26 protein-coding genes are annotated in these 20,902 nt (G+C 67.7%); 6 read left to right on the forward strand and 20 right to left on the reverse strand.

Going from position 1 to position 20,902, the window contains the following annotated elements; translation table 11 throughout:
• The 13 genes from ptsP to N5D45_RS12185 all read right to left on the reverse strand — a co-directional run.
• Positions 1–1,761: phosphoenolpyruvate--protein phosphotransferase (gene ptsP / locus N5D45_RS12125; RefSeq protein WP_279939026.1), on the reverse strand; the 1,761-nt coding region annotated here is incomplete at its 3' end.
• A 2-nt stretch (positions 1,762–1,763) separates the two neighbouring features.
• On the reverse strand, positions 1,764–2,033 hold the full coding sequence (locus N5D45_RS12130) for an HPr family phosphocarrier protein (RefSeq protein ID WP_005408385.1): 270 nt from the start codon (positions 2,031–2,033) through the stop codon (positions 1,764–1,766).
• The gene (locus N5D45_RS12135; RefSeq protein WP_010483657.1) at positions 2,026–2,418 is read right to left on the reverse strand and encodes a PTS fructose subfamily transporter subunit IIA; all 393 of its coding nucleotides are present in this window, start codon (positions 2,416–2,418) and stop codon (positions 2,026–2,028) included. Before N5D45_RS12135 ends, N5D45_RS12130 begins: the two co-directional genes overlap by 8 nt.
• Positions 2,419–2,831: 413 nt before the next feature.
• On the reverse strand, positions 2,832–3,716 hold the full coding sequence (gene rapZ, locus N5D45_RS12140) for an RNase adapter RapZ (protein ID WP_010483655.1): 885 nt from the start codon (positions 3,714–3,716) through the stop codon (positions 2,832–2,834).
• A 27-nt stretch (positions 3,717–3,743) separates the two neighbouring features.
• Positions 3,744–4,694 carry an HPr(Ser) kinase/phosphatase gene (gene hprK / locus N5D45_RS12145; protein ID WP_005408388.1) on the reverse strand — a complete coding sequence of 317 codons (951 nt, stop codon included), beginning with the start codon at positions 4,692–4,694 and terminating at the stop codon, positions 3,744–3,746.
• The gene (locus tag N5D45_RS12150; protein WP_010483653.1) at positions 4,691–5,143 is read right to left on the reverse strand and encodes a PTS sugar transporter subunit IIA; all 453 of its coding nucleotides are present in this window, start codon (positions 5,141–5,143) and stop codon (positions 4,691–4,693) included. Before N5D45_RS12150 ends, hprK begins: the two co-directional genes overlap by 4 nt.
• Positions 5,144–5,164: 21 nt before the next feature.
• A complete protein-coding gene (gene raiA / locus N5D45_RS12155) occupies positions 5,165–5,482 on the reverse strand; it encodes a ribosome-associated translation inhibitor RaiA (protein WP_004147311.1) in 318 nt (105 codons plus the stop codon).
• Positions 5,483–5,540: 58 nt separating this feature from the next.
• Positions 5,541–6,965, reverse strand: a complete 1,425-nt coding sequence (locus N5D45_RS12160; protein ID WP_109814071.1) for an RNA polymerase factor sigma-54 — start codon at positions 6,963–6,965, stop codon at positions 5,541–5,543.
• A gap of 40 nt (positions 6,966–7,005) precedes the next feature.
• Positions 7,006–7,725 carry an LPS export ABC transporter ATP-binding protein gene (lptB, locus tag N5D45_RS12165; protein ID WP_010483646.1) on the reverse strand — a complete coding sequence of 240 codons (720 nt, stop codon included), beginning with the start codon at positions 7,723–7,725 and terminating at the stop codon, positions 7,006–7,008.
• Positions 7,725–8,276: a lipopolysaccharide transport periplasmic protein LptA gene (gene lptA / locus N5D45_RS12170; RefSeq protein WP_005408392.1), complete on the reverse strand. Its 552-nt coding sequence runs from the start codon at positions 8,274–8,276 to the stop codon at positions 7,725–7,727. Before lptA ends, lptB begins: the two co-directional genes overlap by 1 nt.
• 104 nt (positions 8,277–8,380) lie before the next feature.
• Positions 8,381–8,956: an LPS export ABC transporter periplasmic protein LptC gene (gene lptC, locus N5D45_RS12175; protein ID WP_049410270.1), complete on the reverse strand. Its 576-nt coding sequence runs from the start codon at positions 8,954–8,956 to the stop codon at positions 8,381–8,383.
• Positions 8,953–9,501, reverse strand: a complete 549-nt coding sequence (locus tag N5D45_RS12180; RefSeq protein ID WP_010483642.1) for an HAD hydrolase family protein — start codon at positions 9,499–9,501, stop codon at positions 8,953–8,955. Before N5D45_RS12180 ends, lptC begins: the two co-directional genes overlap by 4 nt.
• A 66-nt stretch (positions 9,502–9,567) precedes the next feature.
• Complete coding sequence (locus N5D45_RS12185) at positions 9,568–10,569, reverse strand: KpsF/GutQ family sugar-phosphate isomerase (RefSeq protein WP_279939027.1); 1,002 nt, start codon at positions 10,567–10,569, stop codon at positions 9,568–9,570.
• A 54-nt stretch (positions 10,570–10,623) separates the two neighbouring features.
• On the opposite strand from N5D45_RS12185, the gene N5D45_RS12190 reads away from it, so the two are divergent.
• From N5D45_RS12190 to N5D45_RS12200, 3 genes are read left to right on the forward strand one after another with little or no spacing between them, the layout of a single operon-like run.
• On the forward strand, positions 10,624–10,854 hold the full coding sequence (locus N5D45_RS12190; protein ID WP_005408396.1) for a BolA family protein: 231 nt from the start codon (positions 10,624–10,626) through the stop codon (positions 10,852–10,854).
• Between the two features lie 21 nt (positions 10,855–10,875).
• Entirely contained in the window at positions 10,876–12,147 is a 1,272-nt protein-coding gene (gene murA / locus N5D45_RS12195; RefSeq protein WP_010483637.1) for a UDP-N-acetylglucosamine 1-carboxyvinyltransferase, read from the forward strand.
• Positions 12,144–12,470: a hypothetical protein gene (locus N5D45_RS12200; RefSeq protein WP_049455550.1), complete on the forward strand. Its 327-nt coding sequence runs from the start codon at positions 12,144–12,146 to the stop codon at positions 12,468–12,470. Before murA ends, N5D45_RS12200 begins: the two co-directional genes overlap by 4 nt.
• Before the next feature lie 77 nt (positions 12,471–12,547).
• Here N5D45_RS12200 and N5D45_RS12205 read toward each other — a convergent pair whose 3' ends face one another.
• The 7 genes from N5D45_RS12205 to purM all read right to left on the reverse strand — a co-directional run bounded on the left by N5D45_RS12205 (position 12,548) and on the right by purM (position 17,474).
• Positions 12,548–13,231, reverse strand: coding sequence for a DUF3108 domain-containing protein (locus N5D45_RS12205; RefSeq protein ID WP_010483632.1), 684 nt, complete (start codon positions 13,229–13,231; stop codon positions 12,548–12,550).
• Between the two features lie 2 nt (positions 13,232–13,233).
• Positions 13,234–14,058 carry a DUF3108 domain-containing protein gene (locus N5D45_RS12210; protein ID WP_100447916.1) on the reverse strand — a complete coding sequence of 275 codons (825 nt, stop codon included), beginning with the start codon at positions 14,056–14,058 and terminating at the stop codon, positions 13,234–13,236.
• 67 nt (positions 14,059–14,125) lie between these two features.
• Complete coding sequence (gene purN, locus N5D45_RS12215; RefSeq protein WP_057503567.1) at positions 14,126–14,785, reverse strand: phosphoribosylglycinamide formyltransferase; 660 nt, start codon at positions 14,783–14,785, stop codon at positions 14,126–14,128.
• Positions 14,782–15,444, reverse strand: coding sequence for a DUF2238 domain-containing protein (locus N5D45_RS12220; protein WP_279939028.1), 663 nt, complete (start codon positions 15,442–15,444; stop codon positions 14,782–14,784). The genes purN and N5D45_RS12220 overlap by 4 nt, the downstream gene beginning before the upstream one ends.
• A gap of 41 nt (positions 15,445–15,485) precedes the next feature.
• On the reverse strand, positions 15,486–15,908 hold the full coding sequence (locus tag N5D45_RS12225) for a hypothetical protein (RefSeq protein WP_279939029.1): 423 nt from the start codon (positions 15,906–15,908) through the stop codon (positions 15,486–15,488).
• Complete coding sequence (locus N5D45_RS12230; RefSeq protein ID WP_019336866.1) at positions 15,905–16,393, reverse strand: hypothetical protein; 489 nt, start codon at positions 16,391–16,393, stop codon at positions 15,905–15,907. Before N5D45_RS12230 ends, N5D45_RS12225 begins: the two co-directional genes overlap by 4 nt.
• A 22-nt stretch (positions 16,394–16,415) precedes the next feature.
• The gene (gene purM, locus N5D45_RS12235) at positions 16,416–17,474 is read right to left on the reverse strand and encodes a phosphoribosylformylglycinamidine cyclo-ligase (protein WP_257471139.1); all 1,059 of its coding nucleotides are present in this window, start codon (positions 17,472–17,474) and stop codon (positions 16,416–16,418) included.
• 99 nt (positions 17,475–17,573) lie between these two features.
• Here purM and N5D45_RS12240 point away from each other — a divergent pair, with 99 nt between their 5' ends.
• From N5D45_RS12240 to hda, 3 genes are read left to right on the forward strand one after another with little or no spacing between them, the layout of a single operon-like run.
• Positions 17,574–18,713 carry a DUF2066 domain-containing protein gene (locus N5D45_RS12240; protein WP_134958579.1) on the forward strand — a complete coding sequence of 380 codons (1,140 nt, stop codon included), beginning with the start codon at positions 17,574–17,576 and terminating at the stop codon, positions 18,711–18,713.
• Positions 18,710–19,879: an AI-2E family transporter gene (locus N5D45_RS12245; protein WP_010483616.1), complete on the forward strand. Its 1,170-nt coding sequence runs from the start codon at positions 18,710–18,712 to the stop codon at positions 19,877–19,879. Before N5D45_RS12240 ends, N5D45_RS12245 begins: the two co-directional genes overlap by 4 nt.
• Complete coding sequence (gene hda, locus N5D45_RS12250; protein WP_010483615.1) at positions 19,879–20,586, forward strand: DnaA regulatory inactivator Hda; 708 nt, start codon at positions 19,879–19,881, stop codon at positions 20,584–20,586. Before N5D45_RS12245 ends, hda begins: the two co-directional genes overlap by 1 nt.
• The last annotated feature ends 316 nt before the right edge of the window (positions 20,587–20,902 follow it).

Raw genomic sequence — 20,902 nt, forward strand, 5'->3', positions numbered from 1 at the left:
TTCGGCCACCAGCGCCAGCCAGCGCTCGATGGCGCGGCGGTCGCGTGCGGCCAGCAGCTTCGGTGCGCGCGCACGCAGCGTGGCCAGGTCGGCCTCGCGGATCGCGCGGCGCACCTCCAGCAGTGTGCCGGGGTGCAGGCTGAACTCGCTCAGGCCCAGCGCCAGCAGCAGTGGCGTCATCCGAGCATCACCGGCCATCTCACCGCAGACCGCCACCGGGATGCGATGCCGCGCACCGGTCTCGATCACCATCTGCAGCAGCCGCAGCACGGCCGGATGCAGTGGCGAATACAGCTCGCCCAGTGCCTCGTTGTTGCGGTCGGCGGCCAGCAGGTACTGCACCAGGTCGTTGGTGCCGATCGACAGGAAGTCGACCAGGTCGATGAAGCTCTCCAGTGCCAACGCCGCAGCGGGCACCTCGATCATCGCCCCCAGTGGCACATGGTCGGACACCATGTGACCTTCGCCACGCAGCTGTTCGGTCAGCTTGAGCATGCGCCGGCGCACCGCCAGCAGTTCCTCGCGGGTGCTGACCATCGGCACCAGCACGCGCAGCTTGCCGTAGGCCGAGGCCCGCAGGATCGCGCGCAGCTGGGTGTCGGCCACCTTCGGCCGTGCCAGCGACAGGCGCACGCCGCGCAGTCCCAAGGCCGGGTTCTCTTCATTGCTCAGGGTCAGGCCGGTACGGTCGGCCTTGTCCGCGCCCAGATCGAGCGTGCGGATGGTGACCGGTCGCCCGCTCATGCCCAATGCGGCATCGCGGTAGGTCTGGAACTGTTCTTCTTCGTCCGGCAGCTCGTTCCGCTGCAGGAACAGGAATTCGGTGCGGTACAGGCCCAGTCCCTGCGCGCCCAGCGCATGTGCCTGGGTGACGTCCTCCAGCGATTCGGCATTGGCCAGCAGCGCGATGTCGACCTGGTCGCGGGTACGGCTGGGCTTGCTGCGCAGGCGGCCGAGCTCGCGCTGCTCGCGCGCATGCTCTTTCAGGCGCGCGCGGTAGTCGCGCAGGTTGTCGGCCTGCGGGTTGGCGGTGATGCTGCCGTCGGCGCCATCGATGATCAGCACGTCGCCATCGGCGATGCGGCTGAGCAGCTGCGGCACGTTGACGATCAGGGGCAGGTGCAGGCTGCGCGCCAGGATGGCGCTGTGCGACAGCGCGCTGCCGGCGGCGGTGACGATGCCGACCACGCCCTGCGCCTGCAGTTGCGCCAGCTCGGACGGGGCGATGTTGTCGCAGACCAGGATCTCCCCGGCCAGGCCCTTCATCACCGGCGGCCGTTCGGGCTGCAGGAAGGCGTGGATGCGGCCGATCACATGGTCCAGGTCGTCCATGCGGCTCTTCAGATAGGCATCGTCCATGCCATCGAAGACCTTGGCCAGGCGGTCACGCTGCAGGCGCAGTGCATAGCCGGCGCTGTAGGGGCCGCTGCGGATCAGTTCGTCCAGCCCGAACAACAGCTCGGGATCGTCCAGCAGCAGGGCATGCAGGTCGAGGAACTCGCCCACTTCCTGGTTCAAGGCGCCATGCAGGCGCTGGCGCAGCTCGTGCATTTCCGTGCGCGCGGCATCCACCGCCCGGTGCAGGCGGGCCAGTTCGGCCTCGATCTGATGGGCGGCGATGCGCTGCTCGGCCACTTCCAGCGCATGCGGCAGGCGCACCCGTGCCCGGCCCATCGCCGCGCCACGGGCAGCACCGTGCCCGGCCAGCAGCTGTACCGGCCGCTGGCTGGAAGGGACCTGGGCGGCACGCGCGCGTGGCACGCTCAGCTGTCCTCGTCGAAGCGGCGTTCGAACAGGCCGACCACCGCTTCCATCGCGGCGGCTTCGTCCTCGCCGTTGATGCGCACCGTGACCGGGGTGCCCTGGCCGGCGGCCAGCAGCATCACGCCCATGATGCTCTTGGCGTTGATCTCACGGCCCTTGGCGGCCATGGTCACGTTGCAGCGGAACGGCGCCAGGGTCTGCACCAGCTTGGCGGTGGCCCGGGCATGCAGGCCCAAGCGGTTGCTCACGGTGAGTTCTCGTTCAAGCATCGTCGACTATCGCTCCATTACGGGTACCCGCCGCGGCTGTGGCGGGCAGTTGATCCAGTCCCTGTTCCGGATAATTCATCACCCGCAGCAACATCGGCAGGCTCAGCGCCGACACCCGGCGAACCGGGGTCCCCAGACGGGCCAGCTGCCCGGCAAGGTTGGCGGGGCTGGCGCCGTACAGGTCGGTCAGGATCAGCACACCTTCACCGCCATCGACCCGCCGCAGAGCGGCCGAGGCAAGCGGGAGAAGAGCATCCAGGTCTGCGTCGAACGGTACTTCGAAAGCTTCGGTTTTCAGCGGCAACTGCCGCAGGAGCCGGGTCGCCACGTCAAGCAGGGCGGTCCCGACCCCGGGATGTGTTACGAGGAGAATGCCACAGGTCATTACTGCACGTTAACAGGTCAAGGTGAATTGGCGATAGCAGCAGGAGAGGGGCACTGTGTCCCGTATTCAGTGTTGCCAGGGTCAGAGCCCTTTTCCCCTGGAAAAGGGATCCGACCCCATGCGTTTTTCGATGCCTGACCGGGACTCATCCACGCATGGCGTGGATCGTGTCGACCAAGGTCGACACCCACCAACAGCACACGGAATCTGTCAGAGGCGGGGCGGTGTGGGTAGGCAGGACCGTTGGCGCCATGGATGGCGCCATCGAGCCCCCAGGGAGGGGTTCACGGCGTGTCCTGCCTGCCCACATCGCCCCGCCATCCCACGGAATGCCGCTTTTGCTTTTGCTGTTGCTGTTGCCGGCCAGCGGCCGGCACTACCGGCGGGTGCCGGGCGCAGCCCGGCCGACCCCCTCAATCCTGTTCGCGGTGGTACGTCGCCACGTCTTCCCAGCCCATCTCGCGGGCATGCCGGGCCAGGCGCTCGGCCAGGAACACCGACCGGTGCTTGCCGCCGGTGCAGCCGAACGCCACGGTCACGTAGCTGCGGGTGCCATCCCCCAGCTTCGGCAGCCAGGTATCGAGGAAATCCATCAGCTGGGCCAGGTAGCGCTGCACGTCCGGCTGCGCTTCCAGGTAGTCACGCACGCCAGGCTCACGGCCGCTGAGCGCGCGCAGGTCCGGGTCCCAGTGTGGATTGGGCAGCACCCGCGCGTCGAACACGAAGTCCGCCTCGGCCGGCACGCCGCGCTTGTAGGCAAACGATTCGAACAGCAGCGACAGGCCGGTGGCATGGTCCATCGTGAACTCGGTGATGATCCGCCGCCGCAGCTGATGCACGTTGAGGTTGCTGGTATCGATCACCGCATCGGCCTCGCGGCGCAGCGGTGCGGTCAGCTCGCGCTCGCGGGCGATCGCTTCGGGCAGCGACAGGCCCAGCTGGCTCAGCGGATGGCGACGGCGGGTGTCGGCATAGCGCTTGAGCACCGTTTCATCGCTGGCCTCGAAGAACAGCACCTTCACTTCCACGCCGGCGTCGGTGGCCAGCTGCCGCCAGTCGCCCAGCTGGCTCAGGTCGGCCTGGCCGCGCACGTCGATGCCCACCGCCAGCCGACGCGGCGCGCTGCCGTCGTGGTTGGCCAGCAGGCTGCGCACGAAGTCAGGCAGCAGGTGGATCGGCAGGTTGTCCGAGCAGTAGTAGTCCTGGTCCTCGAAGGTCTTCAGGGCGACGGATTTACCCGAGCCGGACAGGCCGCTGACGATGATCAGGGTCGGGGCGGAGGGGGTTGCGGTGCTCATGGACAGGCTCTTCGAAGGGCAGGGGAATCAGGGCGTTCGCCGTTCCAGCAGGTTGCTGTGGCGGGCGATGAACATCGCCGCCGGGTCGATGCCCTTGGTACGCAGGATATGCAGGCGGGTGGCGGCTTCGGTCAGCACGGCCAGGTTACGGCCAGGCATCACCGGCAGGGTGATCAGCGGAACATCCAGGTCCAGCACATGGCGGGTGCCCGAGTCGCCGGTCAGGCGCTCGTAGCCATGCGGGGTGGGTTCGGTCATCGGCTTGGTCAGGTGGACGATCAGCCGAAGGTACTTGTTCTTCTTTACAGCTGTGTCGCCGAACATCTCGCGCACGTTCAGTACGCCCAGGCCGCGCACTTCCAGCAGGTCCTGCAGCAGCTCGGGGCAGGTGCCGTCGAGTACGTCGGGCGCGATCTGGGTGAATTCGGGGGCATCGTCGGCGACCAGGCGATGGCCACGGCTGAGCAGTTCCAGCGCCAGCTCGCTCTTGCCCGATCCGGCCTCGCCGGTGATCAGCACGCCGATCGAGTAGATCTCCATGAACACACCATGCAGGATCACCCGCGGCGCCAGCGTACGCGCCAGGTGGTAGGACAGGTGGTTGAGCAGTTCGTGGCCGCGCTTGGGCGACAGCCACAGCGGCGTGCCGGATTCATCCGCGGCGGCACGCAGGTCTTCCGGGCACGCCTGGTTGCGGGTCAGCACCAGCGCCAGCGGGTGCGACTGCATGATCTTTTCGATGGTCTCCCAACGCTGGCGCGGTTCCAGCGCATCCAGCCAGGACAGTTCCTCGGTGCCCAGGATCTGCACCTTGTTGGGATAGATGGCGTTGAGGTAGCCGGCCAGCGAGGGGCGCCGCGAGACCGTGTTGCCGGCCTCCAGCTCGCGCTTCTCGCCGGACTTGCCGGCAGCCCAGCGCAGCCCCAGCCGCTCGCGCTGCTGTTCGAACAGTTCACGGGCGGTGATGCTGGTATTCATGCGGCGCTCGCAGGTGGGGTCATGTCCAGCGCCTCGCGCAGGGCCCGGGCATCGCCCGCTTCGCGCAGGGCCTGGCGGATGTCCGGCGCGGAGAACAGCTCGGCCAGCTCGGACAGCAGCATCAGGTGCTGGTGGGTGTAGTGGGCGGGGACGGCCATGGCGAACACCAGGTCCACCGGCTCGTCGCCACCGAAGTCGACCGGGGTGGCCAACCGCAGCAGGGCGCCGCGGGGGCGGTCCAGGGTTGGCGCGCGGCCGTGGGGAATGGCGATGCCGTGACCGATCACGGTGCTGCCCAGCGCTTCGCGCTGGCACAGGTTCAGATAGATCTGTTCGGCGTTGGCCTGGCGGCAGGCCAGCAACCCGGCGGCGGCCTGCAGGACGCTGTCGCGGTCGGTGGCCGTGCAGAGCTGGGTCTGCACGGCCGCCAGGAGGTCAGTCAGGGGCATGTCTGCGGGGAACGGTGGCGATCAGCCACCATTGTCGCCCACCGGCAGCGGCGCGTGCTGCTGTTTTTTCTCCTTGTGCTTGATCACCAGGCGGTCAAGCTTGTCCGCAAGCAGGTCGATCGCGGCATACATGGTCTGGGCATTGGCCTCGGCGTGCAGGGTCTGGCCGGGAATGTTGAGGCTGGCGTCGACGTGGTGTTCGGTCTTCTGCAGCTTGAGGGTCACCCGCGCTTCGCAGTGCTGGTCGAAGTGTTTGCCGATCCGGGCCAGCTTCTCCTCTACATAGGACTGCAGGGCCGGGGTGACTTCGACATCTTTGCCAAACGTTTCGATGCGCATCGGGTTTCTCCTGTGTTCGGATGTGCCAATGAACCTCTCCGCCGGGCGCGGCGGCGCGTCAAGCGATTCTGACCCTTTCGTGCGAGGCGGAAATGTTCATGGCTTCACGATACTTCGCCACGGTGCGCCGCGCTACTGGAATTCCCGATGATTTGAGCAGGTCAGCCAGCTTGGCGTCAGAAAGCGGCTTGCGCGGGTTCTCGTCGTCGATCAGGCGCCGGATCATCGCCTGGATGGCGGTGCTGGACGCCTCGCCACCGCCCTCGGTATCGATGCCGGAGGCAAAGAAGGCGCGCAGCGGCAGGGTGCCTCGCGGGGTACGCACGTGCTTGCGGGCGATCGCGCGCGAGACCGTGGATTCGTGCAGGCCGAGCTCGGCGGCGATCTCGCGCAGGGTCAGTGGACGCAGCGCCTGCTCACCGAATTCAAGGAAGCCGGCCTGCTGCAGGATCAGGCTGCGCACGACGCGCAGCAGGGTTTCGCCACGCTGCTGCAGCCCTTTCAGCAGCCAGCGCGCTTCCTGCAGCTGGGCACGCAGGTAGCCGGCATCGGCGTCGCCACAGCGTCGGATCAGCTGTTCGTAGCCGCGGTGGATCACCACCTTCGGCCCGGCATGCGCGGCCAGCGCCGCGCGCCACACGCCGTTCTGCCGCCACACCACCACGTCCGGCACCACATAGGTGTCCTGCGACAGCGGTGCGATCTGCGTGCCCGGGCGCGGGTCCAGCGAGCGCAGCAGCGCCACGGCAGTCTCGACCTCGTCCAGCGGCTGCTTCAACTCATGGGCAAGCCCGGCGACGCCGCTGCGCGGCAACCGTTCCAAGGGGCCTGCGGCAATCTGCCGCGCCAGGATCAGGCCGGGCGTGTCGCCGGCTAGCACATCCAGCTGCAGCAGCAGGCATTCGCCCAGCGTGCGTGCAGCCACACCCACCGGATCGAAGCGCTGGATGCGATGCAGCACGGCGAGGATCTCGTCCTCGTCGGCGTGGATCGCCGGCAACAGGGTTTCAGCGATGGTCGCCAGCGGCTCGCGCAGGTACCCGTCGTCGTCCAATGCATCGATCAGTGCCGCGCCGATGCTGCGATCACGCGAGGACAGATGCGACAGATGCAGCTGCCACAGCAGATGGTCGGCCAGTGTTTCGGTTTCGGCTACGCGCTCGGCAGCGCTGCCGTTGTCGTCGTCATCGTCGAAGCTGCCACCGCTGCCGGTCGCGCTCCAGTCCAGTTCGGCCGGTGCCCAATCGTCACCGGCATCGGTGCGTTCTGCGGGGGCATCACTGTCGTTGCCATCGCCGGCTTCGTTGGCGGTACTGCTGCTGTCACTGCTGTCGGCCCAGTCCAGCAGTGGATTGCTTTCCACCGCCTGCGCGATTTCCAGCTCCAGCTCGGTGGTGGACATCTGCAGCAGCTTGATCGCCTGCTGCAACTGGGGCGTGAGCACCAGTTGCTGTCCCAACGATGTCTGCAGCCGAGTCTTCATGCCTGTGCCGAAAGGAAGGAAAGGGACCCGGCGACCGCAGTCACAGCTTGAAGGAATCCCCAAGGTAGACCCGACGCACGTCGGCATTGTCCAGGATCGCCTCCGGCGAACCCTGGGCCAGCACGCTGCCCTCGGCGAGGATATACGCGCGGTCGCAGATACCCAAGGTCTCGCGCACATTGTGGTCGGTGATCAACACGCCGATGCCACGCTGCTTGAGATGGGTGACGATGCGCTGGATCTCGCCGACCGAAATCGGGTCGACACCGGCGAACGGTTCGTCGAGCAGGATCAGGCGCGGCTGCGCGGCCAGGGCGCGGGCGATCTCGCAGCGGCGACGTTCGCCACCGGACAGGCTGGCACCGAGCTGGTCAGCGACGTGGCCCAGCTGCAGTTCGTCGAGCAGGCTGTTCAATTCGCGTTCGCGGCCCTTCGAATCGAGGTCCTCGCGCAGTTCCAGCACCAGGCGGATGTTGTCGGCCACGGTCAGCTTGCGGAACACCGACGGTTCCTGCGGCAGATAGCCCACGCCCTGCTTGGCGCGGGTGTACATCGGGTCACCGGTGATGTCCTTGCCATCGAGCACGATGCTGCCAGCGTCAGCCGCAACCAGGCCGACGATCATGTAGAAACAGGTGGTCTTGCCGGCGCCGTTGGGGCCGAGCAGGCCGACCACTTCACCGGCGTCGAGGGTCAGCCCGAAGTCCTTGACCACTTCGCGCTGCTTGTACTTCTTGCGCAGGCCCTTGGCGACGAGCATTACTTCCTGCTCCCGGCCGGCTGCGCCGGCGTGGTGGCCTTGGGCTGTGCCGCAGGCGCGGCCGGGGTCTTGTTCTTCGGCGGGATGACGGTGCGCACGCGGCTGCCGTCACCACCGGAGTTCATCTCGCCGGTGCGGGTGTTGTAGACCATGCGCTGGCCGGCATTGGTGCCGCGGGCGCTGGTGACCTTGTAGTTGCCGGTCAGGGTGATGATCTCGGTCTTGATGTCGTAATCGATGCGATCAGCCAGCGCGTCCATCCAGGTGCCGTCATCGAGCTGCTGCTTCATCTTGGCCTGCTTGCCGGTGAACACCACGCGCACGGCCTCGCCGTCCTTGAGGTAGATCTCGGCCTCGGACGAGCGCAGGTCCAGCGTGCCCTGGGTGATGATCACGCCCTGCGACAGCACGGTCTTGCCGTCGCCGGTGAGCATGCCCGACTGGGCGCCGGAATCGATGTGCATGTCTTCGTTGCGGTCGGTGGACTTGGCGAAGGCGGCGCTGGGGACAAGAAGACCGAGCGCGAGTACGGCGGCAAAGGGAATCTTCATCGGGGTCCGTTCTACCGGTGAGGGCCTCCCGGGCGGGCCGGGGGCGGGCGGATGGGGCTGCCGGCCCTGCGCCTGTCCGGAGACGTCGCAGGCTGGCGGCGGAATCAGTGCTTGGGCGTGTAGCGGCCCTTGGACTGGCTGAGGAAATGATACGTGTTGTTCTTCGAATCCACTTCGAAGCCGACGCCGGACTGTTCCATGCCCGGGCGGGTCATGGTCACCAGGGCGTCGGTGCGGGCGCGGTTTTCCTTCGGGAACACGTCCAGATGATCGGTGCGGAAGGTGGTCGGCACCGTGCCCGGGCCGGCCGGGCTGTCGCCGGCGACATTGCCGCGCAGCTTCATCTCGTCGCCCTTGGCACTGAGCCAGCCGGTCTCGGCACGCAGGGTCCAGTGCTTGCCATCCTTGTCCGGCATCTCGAACAGCGGCGTGGCGATGTTGATGGTCTGGTCACCGCGCTGGCGCTCCAGCAGCGGCGCACGCAGGGTGGTCGATTCCTTGCCGTGCTCATCCAGGGCGACGATCTGGAAGTCATGCAGGATGTAATCCACGCCGACTTCCTGGCCACCCTTGGCTGGCCCCTTGTCGCGGTTGCGCAGCGCCGCCCAACTGCTCAGCAGGGCGGCCAGCAGCAGGCCGATGCCGAGCACGGTGCGCCAGTTCAGGGTGGGCAGGTTCATGCGCCGAACCTCGCCAGCACGGCGTCCACGTGGCCCTGGGCGGCCAGCAGGATGTCGCACAGCTCACGTGCGGCGCCCAGCCCGCCCTCGGCACGGGTCTGCCAGTGCACGCGCTCGGCGATCCACGGATGGGCGTTGGCCGGGGCCACCGCCAGGCCGACCGCACCCAGTGGCGCCAGGTCGGGCAGGTCATCGCCCATGAACGCCACCTGTTCCAGGCCGATGCCGTGCTGCGCGCACAGCGCCTGCACGCTGGCCAGCTTGTCGCCCACGGCGATCTGGGTGTCGATGCCGAGGTCGGCGCCGCGCTTGAGCGCGGACTGGCTGTTGCGCGCGGTGATCAGCACGGGGTGGATACCGTGCTGCTGCAGCAGTTTCAGGCCCAGGCCATCCTGCACGAAGTACGCCTTGCTCTCGTTGCCGTCCTTGTCGTAGTACAGCCGACCGTCGGTGAGGGTGCCGTCCACGTCGAAGCAGGCCAGGCGGATACGGGCCGCGGCGGCATGCAGGTGGGCGGGGAAGGCGGGCAGGGGGGACCAGGGCATCAGGGCGGCAGGCTCGTTGGGGGCAGGTGCGGCGTTACAGACTGAATGGGGTTGATGGACTGTCGGTTAAACCACCCGGGCCCGCAACAGGTCATGAATGTTCAGGGCGCCGACCGCGCGGCCCTGGCCATCGACCACGATCAGGCCATTGATTTTCTGGGTTTCCATCTGCTGGGCCGCCTCGACCGCGAGCTGGTCAGCACCGATGGTGCGCGGGTTACGGGTCATCACATCGGCGATCTTTGCGGTGCGCACGTCCAGCGCGCTGTCCAGCGCACGGCGCAGGTCACCGTCGGTGAACAGGCCGATCAGCACGCCGTCGGCATCGACCACGGCGGTCATGCCCAACCGTTTGCGGCTCATTTCCATCAGCGCTTCGCTGAGGCTGGCGTCGGCGCCCACGCTGGGCAGGTCCTCGCCGGTGTGCATCACGTCGGTGATGTGCAGCAACAGGCGGCGGCCGAGGCTGCCGGCGGGATGCGAGCGGGCGAAGTCATCGGCGGTGAAGCCGCGTGCGTCGAGCAGGGCCACAGCCAGCGCATCGCCCATCGCCAGCGAGGCGGTGGTGCTGGAGGTGGGCGCCAACGCCAGCGGGCAGGCCTCGGCCGGCACGCTCACATCCAGATGGATGTCGGCAGCGGTGGCCAGGCTGGACTGTGGGCGCCCGGTCATGGAAATCAGCATGTTGCCCTGGCGCTTGAGCACCGGCAGCAGCATCAACACCTCGTCGGACTCGCCCGAATAGGACAGGGCCAGCACCACGTCGTCCTCGGTGATCATGCCCAGGTCGCCGTGGCCGGCTTCACCGGGATGCACGTAGAACGCCGGCGTACCGGTGGACGCCAGGGTGGCGGCGATCTTGCGGGCGATATGCCCGGACTTGCCCATGCCGGTGGCGACCACCCGCCCGCGGCTGGCCAGGATCGCCTGGCAGGCCTGCTGGAAGGCCTCGCCAAGGCGGTCGGCCACGGCATCCAGCGCCTGCCGCTCGATCTCGAAGACGCGGCGGCCGCTGGCGACCAGGCCGGCAGGGTCGACGGAACGGGGGGGCAACAGGGATTCGGCCATGCGGACGCCACGCAGCGGAAGTAGAATGGACGCACATTTTATTAGGAAAGCCCGTTGGACGCCGACACCATCCGCAATCTGATCGAAACCGGCCTGCCTGGCGCCCGCGCCGACGTGCAGGGCGACGATGGCGTGCATTTCGAAGCGACCGTGGTCTGCGAGGCCTTCGCCGGCAAGATGCCGCTGGCCCGCCACCGCATGGTGTATGCCACGCTGGGCGACCTGATGGGCGGCGCGATCCACGCGCTGGCGCTGAAAACCGTGACCCCGGCCGAAGCCGGCTGAACCGCAGAAGATCCCGAATACATGGCCAAGATCGTTGTGACCGGCGGCGCTGCGCTGCACGGTGAAGTGAGCATCTCCGGCGCCAAGAACGCCGTCCTCCCCATTCTCTGCGCGACCCTGCTGGCCGATGCGCCGGTGGAGATCACCAACGTGCCGCACCTGCACGACGTGGTCACCACGGTGAAGCTGCTGGGCGAGCTGGGCGCCAAGGTCACCATCGACCAGGGCACGCTGTCGCGCGGCAGCGCGATCGTGGTCGACCCGCGCTCGGTCAACCAGCACGTGGCACCGTACGAGCTGGTCAAGACCATGCGCGCTTCGATCCTGGTGCTGGGCCCGCTGCTGGCCCGCTTCGGCGCGGCCGAAGTGTCGCTGCCCGGCGGCTGCGCGATCGGTTCGCGTCCGGTCGACCAGCACATCAAGGGCCTGCAGGCGCTGGGTGCCGAGATCGTGGTCGAGAACGGCTTCATCAAGGCCACCGCCAAGCGCCTGAAGGGCGGCCATTTCACCTTCGACATGGTCAGCGTCACCGGCACCGAGAACGTGCTGATGGGTGCGGTGCTGGCTGAAGGCACCACCATCCTCGACAACTGCGCGATGGAACCGGAAGTGACCGATCTGGCGCACTGCCTGATCGCGCTGGGCGCGAAGATCGAAGGCCTGGGCACCGCCCGCCTGGTGATCGAAGGCGTCGAGCGCCTGTCCGGTGGCCGCCATGAAGTGCTGCCCGACCGCATCGAGACCGGCACCTTCCTGGTCGCCGCAGCGATGACCGGTGGCAAGGTCACGGTCAACCGTGCGCGCCCGAACACCATGGACGCGGTGCTGTCCAAGCTGGTCGAGGCCGGTGCGAAGATCGAGACCACCGACGACACCATCACCCTGGACATGCAGGGCAAGCGGCCGAAGGCGGTGAACCTGACCACCGCGCCGTACCCGGCATTCCCGACCGACATGCAGGCGCAGTTCATGGCGCTCAACTGCGTGGCCGACGGCGTGGGCGTGATCAACGAAACGATCTTCGAGAACCGTTTCATGCACGTCAACGAACTGCTGCGCCTGGGCGCGGACATCCAGGTCGAAGGCCACACCGCCATCGTGCGTGGCAGCGAGCACCTGAGCGGTGCACCGGTGATGGCCACCGACCTGCGTGCGTCGGCGTCGCTGATCCTGGCCGGCCTGATGGCCAGCGGCGACACCACCATCGACCGCATCTACCACCTTGACCGTGGCTACGAGAACATCGAAGAGAAGCTGTCTTCGCTCGGTGCCACCATCCGGCGCGTGCCATGATCCTGCGCGGGAAATTCAGCCCGCGTCGCAAGGCGCTGCTTGCGCTGGTGCTGATCGTGCTGGCGTGGCTGGGCTATGCCTGGTACGCCAACATCGCCATCACCCGGGGCATCGAGCAGAAGGACATGGACTGGAACGGCGACGGTACGGTCACGCGTGACGAGATCATCGAGTCGTTCTATGCGGTTGCGGTGAACGACAGCCAGGACGGCAACCGCCATTGCCGCACCTTCGTCTGGCGCAGCACCGGCGAGCAGATCCGCGTGGACTGCCGCACCGAGTTCAAGGCGGCCGAAGACAAACCGGCCGAAGCGAAGAAATAAGAAAACGCCCGCGAAAGCGGGCGTTTCTTTTTGGGATACACCCATCCGCGCCATGCGTGGATGACGTGGATCTCCGGTCAGTTCATCGCCTTGATGGTCAGGTCCAGCGCATCGCGGCCGCTCTCACGCTGCAGCATGCGCGCCGGCACCGGAAACTCCGGCACGATCCACGCGATCAGTTCCTTGTTGCCGTCGGCACGCGAGACCTTGGTGGCCTCGTAGCTCTTGCCGCCCACGGTGATCGACTCCTTGCCGATCACGCGGTACGTCATGTTCTTGATGCGGCCTTCGTCGACCATGCGATAGGTCAGCGGCTTGCCGGCGGCCAGGTCACGGGCGATCGCCAGGTTGATCAGCAGCGCGTCCATGTCGCCCGCCTTCAGCGCGATGGGGCCCGCACGGTCCGGCTTGATGTCGCCGGTCCAGGTGGCCTGGTTGCTGGTCCAGTTGTAGTTGGCCTGCACGTTGCGCTTCTTCACCAGCAGCGCCGAACGGTCCTGGCTGCTGAGCGGGCGCAGCTGGCCACGGACTTCCTCGAACACCGTGCTCTGGCTGAGGTCGGCCAGCTGGTTCTTCACCTGCAGGCTGTAGCGCCACTTGTTGCTGCCTTCGCTGGCCAGGGTCATGGTGCCGTTGGCCTGCATGCCCATGTAGCTGGCCAGGTAATCCGCCTTGAACGGTTCCAGGGCCATGGCCGGCAGGCTGGCCACGGTCAGGGCAGCGGCTGCGATCCAGGTGAGGGGGCGGGTCAGGGTGTTCATGCTCAGACTCCTTGGTATTCGATCAGGCGCAGATCGACGCGATCTTCGCCGTCTTCGCGTTGCAGGATGCGCACCGGGGTGGGGACACCGTTGGCGATCCAGAGAATGGTTTCGTTTCTGCCGCCGTTGGTCCGGTAGACCCGCAGCGCGTTGTAGGACAGGTCGCCGACCTCGACGTTCTCGGTCTGCGGCGCGGCCTGGTAGTCGTGTTCGCGGACCTTGCCCATGTCCACGTAGCGATAGTGCATGGCGGCGCCCGGGCGGGCATCGCGCATGATCGCCAGATTGATCAGCAGCGCGCTCTGGTCGCCCGCCTGCAGCGGGATCGGCTGCGCGCGTTCCTTCTTGACGTCACCGGTCCATTGCGCGGTGCCGGCCTGCCAGTTGTAGGTACCGACCGCCTTCTTGCCCAGGAACAGGCCCTTGCGCACCGTGCTCTGGCTGAGCGGCGCATACACGCCGCTGCGCTCCTCGAACACTGTGCTCTGTTCGATGTTCAGGCCCAGCACGCTGGCAAAGCCGCGGCGGCCGACCACCTGCATGTCCACCCGCCACTGGCTGCCGCCGGTGTGGGTGACCTGCATGCTGGCATCGCCCGCTTCCTTGCCCTTGTAGAAGGCCTGGTAGGTGGCACTGAACGGCTGCAGCGGCGGTGGTTCCCAGGCCAGTGCCGGTGGCATCGGTACGGCCGGCGCCTCGGCAGGTGGCTGCGCTGCGGGCACCGGTGCCGGCGGGGTGGCAGGCGCCGGTGCCTGTCCCCAGCCCACGCCGGGGAACACGGCAAGCGACAGCAGCAATGAAGTGGACAGCAGGGTCGTGGTCTTCATGGAGGACAGGGACCGCAGGAGGGGGCAGGATGCCAGTCCCGCAGTCAGCGGGGCGTGTGCAAGGGCGTTACCGGTTCAGGTTTCCGGCGGAATCTAGGGCCAAGGGGCTAAACAGGGGGTGACCGTCCAGCCAGGGCTGACCCTCCCGTTCAGCCAGGCGGCCCTCGCACAACAGCTGCAGGGTGGCGATCAGCAGCGGATGCTCCACCGCCAGCACGCGCTCGGCCAGGCTGTGCGCGTCATCACCTGGCTGCACCGGTACACGTACCTGCGCCAGCACGGCTCCGGCATCCAGCTCCGGCACCACCAGGTGCACGCTGGCGCCGTGCTCGGCATCGCCGGCCTGCAGCGCCCGGGCATGGGTGTCCAGGCCCTTGTGCAGCGGTAGCAGCGACGGATGGATATTGACCAGCCGGCCATCGAAGCGCTGCACGAAGGCCGGACCAAGGATGCGCATGTAGCCTGCACAGACGATCCAGTCCGGCTGTACTGCGGCAAGCGCATCGCCGAGCGCCTGCTCGTAGCTGGCGCGGTCACTGAAGGACTTCGGTGCGTGTGCCCAGCGCAGGGTCGGTGCGACGCGCTGCAGGGCCTCCGCGGCGGGGCGGTCGGAAAACACGCCGACCACCTCGGCCGGCAGGCGGCCGCTGCCGATCGCGTCGAGGATGGCCTGCAGGTTGCTGCCGCGGCCCGAGGCGAGCACGGCGATGCGGGTTGGGGCGGTCATTGCAGGGAACTCCGGCGGATCAGTGGCCACGTCAGCAGGCTGCCGACGGTCGCCATCAGCATGTCGGCATGCGCATCCCACATGTCACCCTGCTGGCCGTTGTAGGCCTCGGCGGCATCCGGCGACAGCGCCAGCGCGATGGCCCACTCGAACCATTCGTAGACCAGGCTGGCACACATCACCGTCATCACCGCCAGGGTGAAGGCCTGGCCCAGGCGCAGCGCGGGCCACGCATGGCGCGCCAGCTGCAGCAGCGCGGGAGTGAAGCAGACGCCGAACAGGAAGTGGATGAGGCGGTCGAAGTGATTGCGCTGCCAGCCGAAGGCCGCATTCGGCGACCAGCCGGTCAGCGCCTGCGCCCAAGCATCGTAGGGCACGTTGGAATACAGCCAGCGCGCCGCCACGCAGTGCAGCGCGATGAAGCCACAGATGGCGATGAAGGCGCCGTTGCCCAGCCAGCCGCCGCGACGGTCGACCCACAGCAGCGCGGCCAGCCCGATCACGGTCAGGGTGCTGTGCAGGGCCTGTTCGGTAGGCCACAGCGGGTGGACCCAGCTGATGACGAACACCGCCAGTACGGTGGCAAAGGCCAGCTTCTTGGGGCCCGAGAAGCGGTGGGTGGTGGGCGAAGTGGACGTCGGGAGGGCAGGCGCGGACATGGGAAATCGATCAGGACAGGACGGGGCGTCTGCCGGCAGGTTCAGACACTGAGGTGGTCGCCGCGGTCGAACAGCGCGGCCATTTCAGGCTTGGACAGGAACACCCAGGCATAGGCGGCCAAGGCCATGCCCAGCGGGCCTGCCAGTACGCCCAGCCAGGCTGCGCGCTGGCACCAGGCCAGCCCCGTGCGATGTGACAGCTGGCGCGCGGTGTGCAGCTGCACGAACCCCAGCACGGCGGCCAGCCCGGCGATCGACGCATAGATCGTGGTCAGCATCCAGGCATCGTCCAGCCCGCGTGACTGGGCCACCCAGCCGCTGAGGCCGAGGAACGCCACTGTGGCGACCCAATGGAAGCCGGCCAACGCGTAGAACAGCACTTTCAGCGTCTGCAGATGGCTGGTCAGCTGCAGCTGCGCCAGGGTCTGATGTGGCAGCGGCGGCGGATTGCCGGAGGCAGTCATGCGGTCGTGGCGGGAAGGTCGAAGGCGGCCTTGACCTGCGGGCGCAGCAGGGTGATCAGGCTGAACACCCCCAGTGCGGTGCCGATCGGCGTGAACAGGCAGGCCAAGCCGGCCACGATCAGGCACAGCAGGTAGCGGCGGCGACGGGTCAGGCAGCGGCCGGCGTAGGCCACGAACGCGCCCAGGGTCACGCCACCGAACACGATGACGCAGCCGACGATGGTGAACATCCAGCCGAACAGGCGTTCCTCGGCCGGCGATGACGGCTGGCCGCCGGAATTCATCGGCAGGTTGCCGGTGAGCGCGGTGATGCCCAGCACGATGTGGATGATGAAGATCAGCGAGAACAGCGCGATCAGGGCGCCGACCACGTAGTGCGCGATGGCCAGCATGCGCAGGTGATCGGCATCCTGCGCGCTGAACACCGGTACCGTCGCCAGCGGCGGCGGCACGGGGGCGGGCGACAAGGGGGGCGTTGCGTCCATGCGGGCTCCTGGGTTGCCGGGATCAGCCGATGTGGACGCGCTCGGCGCCTTCGGCGGTGACCACCTGGCCGATGGTCCAGTGCTCCAGGCCCTGCGCCTTGACCGCGTCGGACACTGCAGCCACCTGGTCCGGCGCCACGATCAGCACGAAGCCGATGCCGCAGTTGAAGGTGCGCCACATTTCACTGTCGGCCACGGCGCCTTCCTTCTGCAGCCACTGGAACACCGGCGGCAGGGTCCACGACGAGGCCCGGATGTCCAGGCCCAGGCCTTCGGGCACCACACGGATGATGTTCTCGGTCAGGCCGCCACCGGTGATGTGGGCCATGCCGTGGATGGCTTCGCCGTGCGACTTCAGCAGCGACAGGATCGGCTTGACGTACAGGCGGGTCGGCGCCATCAGCGCATCGACCAGCTTCACGCCGCCTTCCAGCTCCAGATCGGCCGGGCGACCGGCGCGGTCGTAGATGCGGCGCACCAGTGAGTAACCGTTGGAGTGCGGGCCGGACGAGGCGATGCCGATCAGCACGTCGCCGGCGGCCACGCTGGCGCCGTCCTTCAGCTCGCTCTTCTCGACCGCAGCGACCGTGAAGCCGGCCAGGTCGTACTCGCCCGGGGCATACATGTCGGGCATTTCAGCGGTTTCGCCGCCGATCAGCGCACAGCCGGCCTCGGTGCAGCCGTTGGCGATGCCGCCCACGACCGCCGCGGCGGTGTCGATGTCCAGCTTGCCGGTAGCGAAGTAGTCCAGGAAGAACAGCGGTTCGGCACCCTGCACCAGCACGTCGTTCACGCACATGGCGACCAGGTCGATGCCGATCGTATCGTGGCGGTTCAGCTGGTGGGCCAGCTTCAGCTTGGTGCCCACGCCGTCGGTACCGGACACCAGCACCGGCTCGCGGTACTTGTTGGACAGGTCGAACAGGGCGCCGAAGCCACCCAGGCCACCCATCACTTCCGGGCGGAAGCTGCGCTTGACCAGGGGCTTGATCCGCTCGACCAGCGCGTTGCCGGCGTCGATGTCGACACCCGCGTCACGATAGGTGAGGGGGGAGGGGGCGGAAGACGGGGTGTTGGTCACGGGCGTCGGCGCTGGCAGGGGTTGAACGGGCGATTTTAACAGGCCGCATTGGCGCAAAGGCCGTATTCGGGCAACAATTCCCCCGGATACGTCGAGCCAATGGATGTCCTGATGCGCCGCAGCCTGATTCTGACCCTGCTCCTTGCGCTGAGCCTGCCGGTGGCCACGATGGCCCAGAGCGGCCTGCGCACCGAGGGTGATGTTGCCACCGCCACTGGCGCGTACGAGGCCGAAGTGCCCGTCAACAGCCAAGCCGAAGCCGACCGCAACGGCGCCCTGGCCCGCGCCTTGAGCGTTGTACTGGGCAAATTGTCCGGCGATCGCAGCGTGATGTCGCGCCCTGGCGTGGCGCAGGCGCTGCGCAATGCCAAGGATTACGTGGCCAGCTACGACTACAAGCAGGACCAGAGCGTGAGCGCCAGTGGCGCCCCCAGCTTCCGTACCCTGCTGGTAGCCCGCTTCCGCGAGGACGATGTCGATTCGCTGGTGTCGGCGCTGGGCCTGCCGCTGTGGCCGCAGCCGCGCCCGAAGCCGGTGCTGTGGCTGGCCGTCGACGACGGCAGTGGTCCGCGCCTGGTCAGCGTGCAGCAGGCCAACGCCGCCCGGCCGTTGCTGAACCGCGCCATCGAGCGCGGCTACAAGCTGGGCCTGCCCAGCGGTGGTGCTGCCGAACAGGCACTGGCCGGTGCCATCTGGCGCCAGGACAGTGCCGCCGTGGCCCGCGCCTCTTCGCGCTACTCGCCGCCGATGCAGCTGATCGGCAAGCTGTACCGCGCCAACGGTGGCTGGCAGGCGGACTGGGTGTTCGTCGACAACGGCCGTGAGCTGAACAAGTGGACCAGCAAGGACGCCAACGCCATGCGTGCGATGGCCGCCGGTGCCGATGGTGCCGCCGATGCGCTGGTCAAGCGTTATGCCAAGGCCGGCGCCGCCGTCGGCCAGGCCGGCAGCTACCGGGTGGTGGTCACCGGCATCAACAGCGCCGACGACTACCTGCGCCTGGCTGCCGGCCTGCGCGAGGTACCGGTGGTGCGCAACGTCACCCCGCTGCACGCTTCGGCCGGCCAGCTGGAGCTGAGCCTGGAGATGACCACCGGCCTGGCCGGCTTCAACCGCATGCTGGGCGACAACGGCGTGCTGGTGCCGAGCGCACCGCTGCCGGCCCTGCCGACGCCGATCGATGACACCACCGGTACTCCGGTGGCCGCCCCGGTCAGCAACGAGTACCGCCTGCGATGACTCTGACCCCGGAAGCGGAAATCGCGCAGTTCCTGCGCCGCCTGAAGTACATCCTGTTCGCCGGCCTGGTCGGCTGGGTGGTGTGGCTGCTGGCGCCGATCCTGACTCCCTTCGTGCTGGCGCTGGCGCTGGCCTGGCTGGGCGATCCACTGGTGGACCGCATCGAGGCCACCGGCCGCTCGCGCATGACCGGCGTGGTGCTGGTGTTCGCCGCGATGGTGCTGGTGATCGTGGCGCTGCTGCTGGTGCTGGTGCCGATGATCGAGCGCCAGATCACCACCCTGATCGCGGTCGCGCCGCAGGCACAGGCGTGGTTGATGGAAAAGGGCATTCCCTGGTTCGAGCAGAAGACCGGCCTGGAAGTGATGCAGTGGCTGGATCCGGACCGCCTGATCGAATGGGTGCGCAGCCACTGGCAGCAGGCCGGCGGCTTCGCCACCACGTTCATGGGCTACGTCTCGCGCTCGGGCTTCGCGATGGTGACCTGGGTGGTCAACATCCTGCTGCTGCCGATCCTGGCGTTCTACTTCCTGCGTGACTGGGACAAGCTGGTCGAGCGGGTCGCGTCGGTGATTCCGCGCAACCAGATCGGCACCATCAGCGCGCTGGCGCGCGAATCCAACGAGGTGCTGGGCGCGTTCATCCGCGGCCAGTTCCTGGTGATGCTGGCGCTGGGCGTGATCTATGCCGGTGGCCTGTCGCTGGTTGGCCTGAAGCTGGGCCTGCTGATCGGCCTGATTGCCGGCCTCATCAGCTTCATCCCTTACCTGGGCGCGACCACCGGCATCCTGATGGCGATCATCGCCGCACTGGTGCAGGCGCAGGGCTTCGACCTGAAGCTGCTGATCCTGGTCGGCGTGGTGTTCACCGTGGGCCAGCTGCTGGAAAGCTACGTGCTGACCCCGCGCATCGTCGGCGACAAGATCGGCCTGCACCCGGTGGCGGTGATCTTCGCGGTGATGGCCGGCGGCCAGCTGTTCGGCTTCCTCGGCATGCTGCTGGCGCTGCCGGTGGCGGCGGTGACCAACGTGCTGCTGCGCTACGCGCACCAGCGCTACCGCCAGAGCGAGCTGTACGTGGGCGAGAAGCCGGCGATCGTGCTTGATGGCGTGGTCGATGCCCCCCATATCATCATTCCGAACGACAAGGGCCCCGACCTGAAGTGATGGGTGTGCCGCAACTGCCGCTGGCCCTGCATTACCCGCGGGACCAGCGCCTGGAGACCTTCATCGGCGCGCCGGATGGCGCGCTGGCGCAGCTGCGCGCGATCGCGGTGGGCGCCAGCCACGATTGGGTCTACCTGGAAGGGGCGGCGGGCACCGGCAAGACCCATCAGGCGCTGGCGATGTGTTCCAGCGCCGAGCAGGCCGGCCGCCTGCCGACCTACGTGCCGCTGGCCAGTGCGGCCGGCCGCGTGCGTGCGGCGCTGGATGGGCTGGAGGTGCGCGAGCTGGTGGCGCTGGACGGCCTGGACGAGGTCGCCGGCAACCGCGAAGACGAGATCGCGCTGTTCGATTTCCACAACCGCGCGCGCGCTGCGGGCGTGACCGTGTTGTACACGGCGCAGAAGGCGCCGGAAGAACTGGGGCTGGTACTGCCCGACCTGCGTTCGCGCCTGGGCCAGTGCGTGCGCGTGCTGCTGCAGCCGTTGGATGAGGAAGGTCGCGCGGCGGTGCTGCGTGAGCGTGCACTGCGGCGTGGGCTGGCGATCGACGAGGCGGCCATCGAGTGGCTGCTGTCGCACACCGGGCGCGAGCTGGGTGGATTGATCACGCTGCTGGACTGGCTGGACCGCGAGTCACTGGCGGCGAAGCGGCGGATCACCGTGCCGTTCCTGCGCCAGGTGCTGGAAGAAGGCCGGCCTCGTTACTGAGGGTGGGGTTTGTTTGCAGGGCTGCGCCCTGCACCCGCCGAAGCCGAAGCAACATCAACGTCAACGTCAAAAGCGGGCTATCCGTGGGATGGCGGGGCGCTGTGGGTTTGCGGGGACGCCGTGAACCCATCCATGGGGGCTTGGTCGCCGCTTGCTCGTGTGCGCAATCCTGCGCACACGGCAAGACCGGGGTTGGGCGTCCTGCCCAACCCGCCCGAGGCATGCCTCGGGCCCATGCGGCTCACACCCCGCAAACCCACAGCGCCCCGCCTTCGACAGGTTCCCGCGATCTGCCGGGACTGCGTACTGCACTGCT

Origin of the sequence: Stenotrophomonas sp. GD03819 (genome assembly GCF_029841665.1) — a bacterium.
In the GTDB taxonomy this organism is placed as follows: Bacteria; Pseudomonadota; Gammaproteobacteria; order Xanthomonadales; family Xanthomonadaceae; genus Stenotrophomonas; species Stenotrophomonas geniculata.

Bases quoted from the DNA above. Each gene is read 5' to 3' on its own strand.
- purN (WP_057503567.1), bottom strand. From the start codon at position 14,785: ATGACCGCCCCAACCCGCATCGCCGTGCTCGCCTCGGGCCGCGGCAGC.
- lptA (WP_005408392.1), bottom strand. From the start codon at position 8,276: ATGAAGATTCCCTTTGCCGCCGTACTCGCGCTCGGTCTTCTTGTCCCC.
- murA (WP_010483637.1), top strand. From the start codon at position 10,876: ATGGCCAAGATCGTTGTGACCGGCGGCGCTGCGCTGCACGGTGAAGTG.
- N5D45_RS12225 (WP_279939029.1), bottom strand. From the start codon at position 15,908: ATGACTGCCTCCGGCAATCCGCCGCCGCTGCCACATCAGACCCTGGCG.
- rapZ (WP_010483655.1), bottom strand. From the start codon at position 3,716: ATGAGCACCGCAACCCCCTCCGCCCCGACCCTGATCATCGTCAGCGGC.
- N5D45_RS12185 (WP_279939027.1), bottom strand. From the start codon at position 10,569: ATGGCCGAATCCCTGTTGCCCCCCCGTTCCGTCGACCCTGCCGGCCTG.
- N5D45_RS12230 (WP_019336866.1), bottom strand. From the start codon at position 16,393: ATGGACGCAACGCCCCCCTTGTCGCCCGCCCCCGTGCCGCCGCCGCTG.
- N5D45_RS12135 (WP_010483657.1), bottom strand. From the start codon at position 2,418: ATGACCTGTGGCATTCTCCTCGTAACACATCCCGGGGTCGGGACCGCC.
- N5D45_RS12130 (WP_005408385.1), bottom strand. From the start codon at position 2,033: ATGCTTGAACGAGAACTCACCGTGAGCAACCGCTTGGGCCTGCATGCC.
- lptC (WP_049410270.1), bottom strand. From the start codon at position 8,956: ATGAACCTGCCCACCCTGAACTGGCGCACCGTGCTCGGCATCGGCCTG.
- lptB (WP_010483646.1), bottom strand. From the start codon at position 7,725: ATGCTCGTCGCCAAGGGCCTGCGCAAGAAGTACAAGCAGCGCGAAGTG.
- N5D45_RS12240 (WP_134958579.1), top strand. From the start codon at position 17,574: ATGGATGTCCTGATGCGCCGCAGCCTGATTCTGACCCTGCTCCTTGCG.
- N5D45_RS12210 (WP_100447916.1), bottom strand. From the start codon at position 14,058: ATGAAGACCACGACCCTGCTGTCCACTTCATTGCTGCTGTCGCTTGCC.
- hda (WP_010483615.1), top strand. From the start codon at position 19,879: ATGGGTGTGCCGCAACTGCCGCTGGCCCTGCATTACCCGCGGGACCAG.
- N5D45_RS12245 (WP_010483616.1), top strand. From the start codon at position 18,710: ATGACTCTGACCCCGGAAGCGGAAATCGCGCAGTTCCTGCGCCGCCTG.
- N5D45_RS12220 (WP_279939028.1), bottom strand. From the start codon at position 15,444: ATGTCCGCGCCTGCCCTCCCGACGTCCACTTCGCCCACCACCCACCGC.
- hprK (WP_005408388.1), bottom strand. From the start codon at position 4,694: ATGAATACCAGCATCACCGCCCGTGAACTGTTCGAACAGCAGCGCGAG.
- N5D45_RS12160 (WP_109814071.1), bottom strand. From the start codon at position 6,965: ATGAAGACTCGGCTGCAGACATCGTTGGGACAGCAACTGGTGCTCACG.
- N5D45_RS12200 (WP_049455550.1), top strand. From the start codon at position 12,144: ATGATCCTGCGCGGGAAATTCAGCCCGCGTCGCAAGGCGCTGCTTGCG.
- raiA (WP_004147311.1), bottom strand. From the start codon at position 5,482: ATGCGCATCGAAACGTTTGGCAAAGATGTCGAAGTCACCCCGGCCCTG.
- N5D45_RS12180 (WP_010483642.1), bottom strand. From the start codon at position 9,501: ATGCCCTGGTCCCCCCTGCCCGCCTTCCCCGCCCACCTGCATGCCGCC.
- N5D45_RS12150 (WP_010483653.1), bottom strand. From the start codon at position 5,143: ATGCCCCTGACTGACCTCCTGGCGGCCGTGCAGACCCAGCTCTGCACG.
- N5D45_RS12205 (WP_010483632.1), bottom strand. From the start codon at position 13,231: ATGAACACCCTGACCCGCCCCCTCACCTGGATCGCAGCCGCTGCCCTG.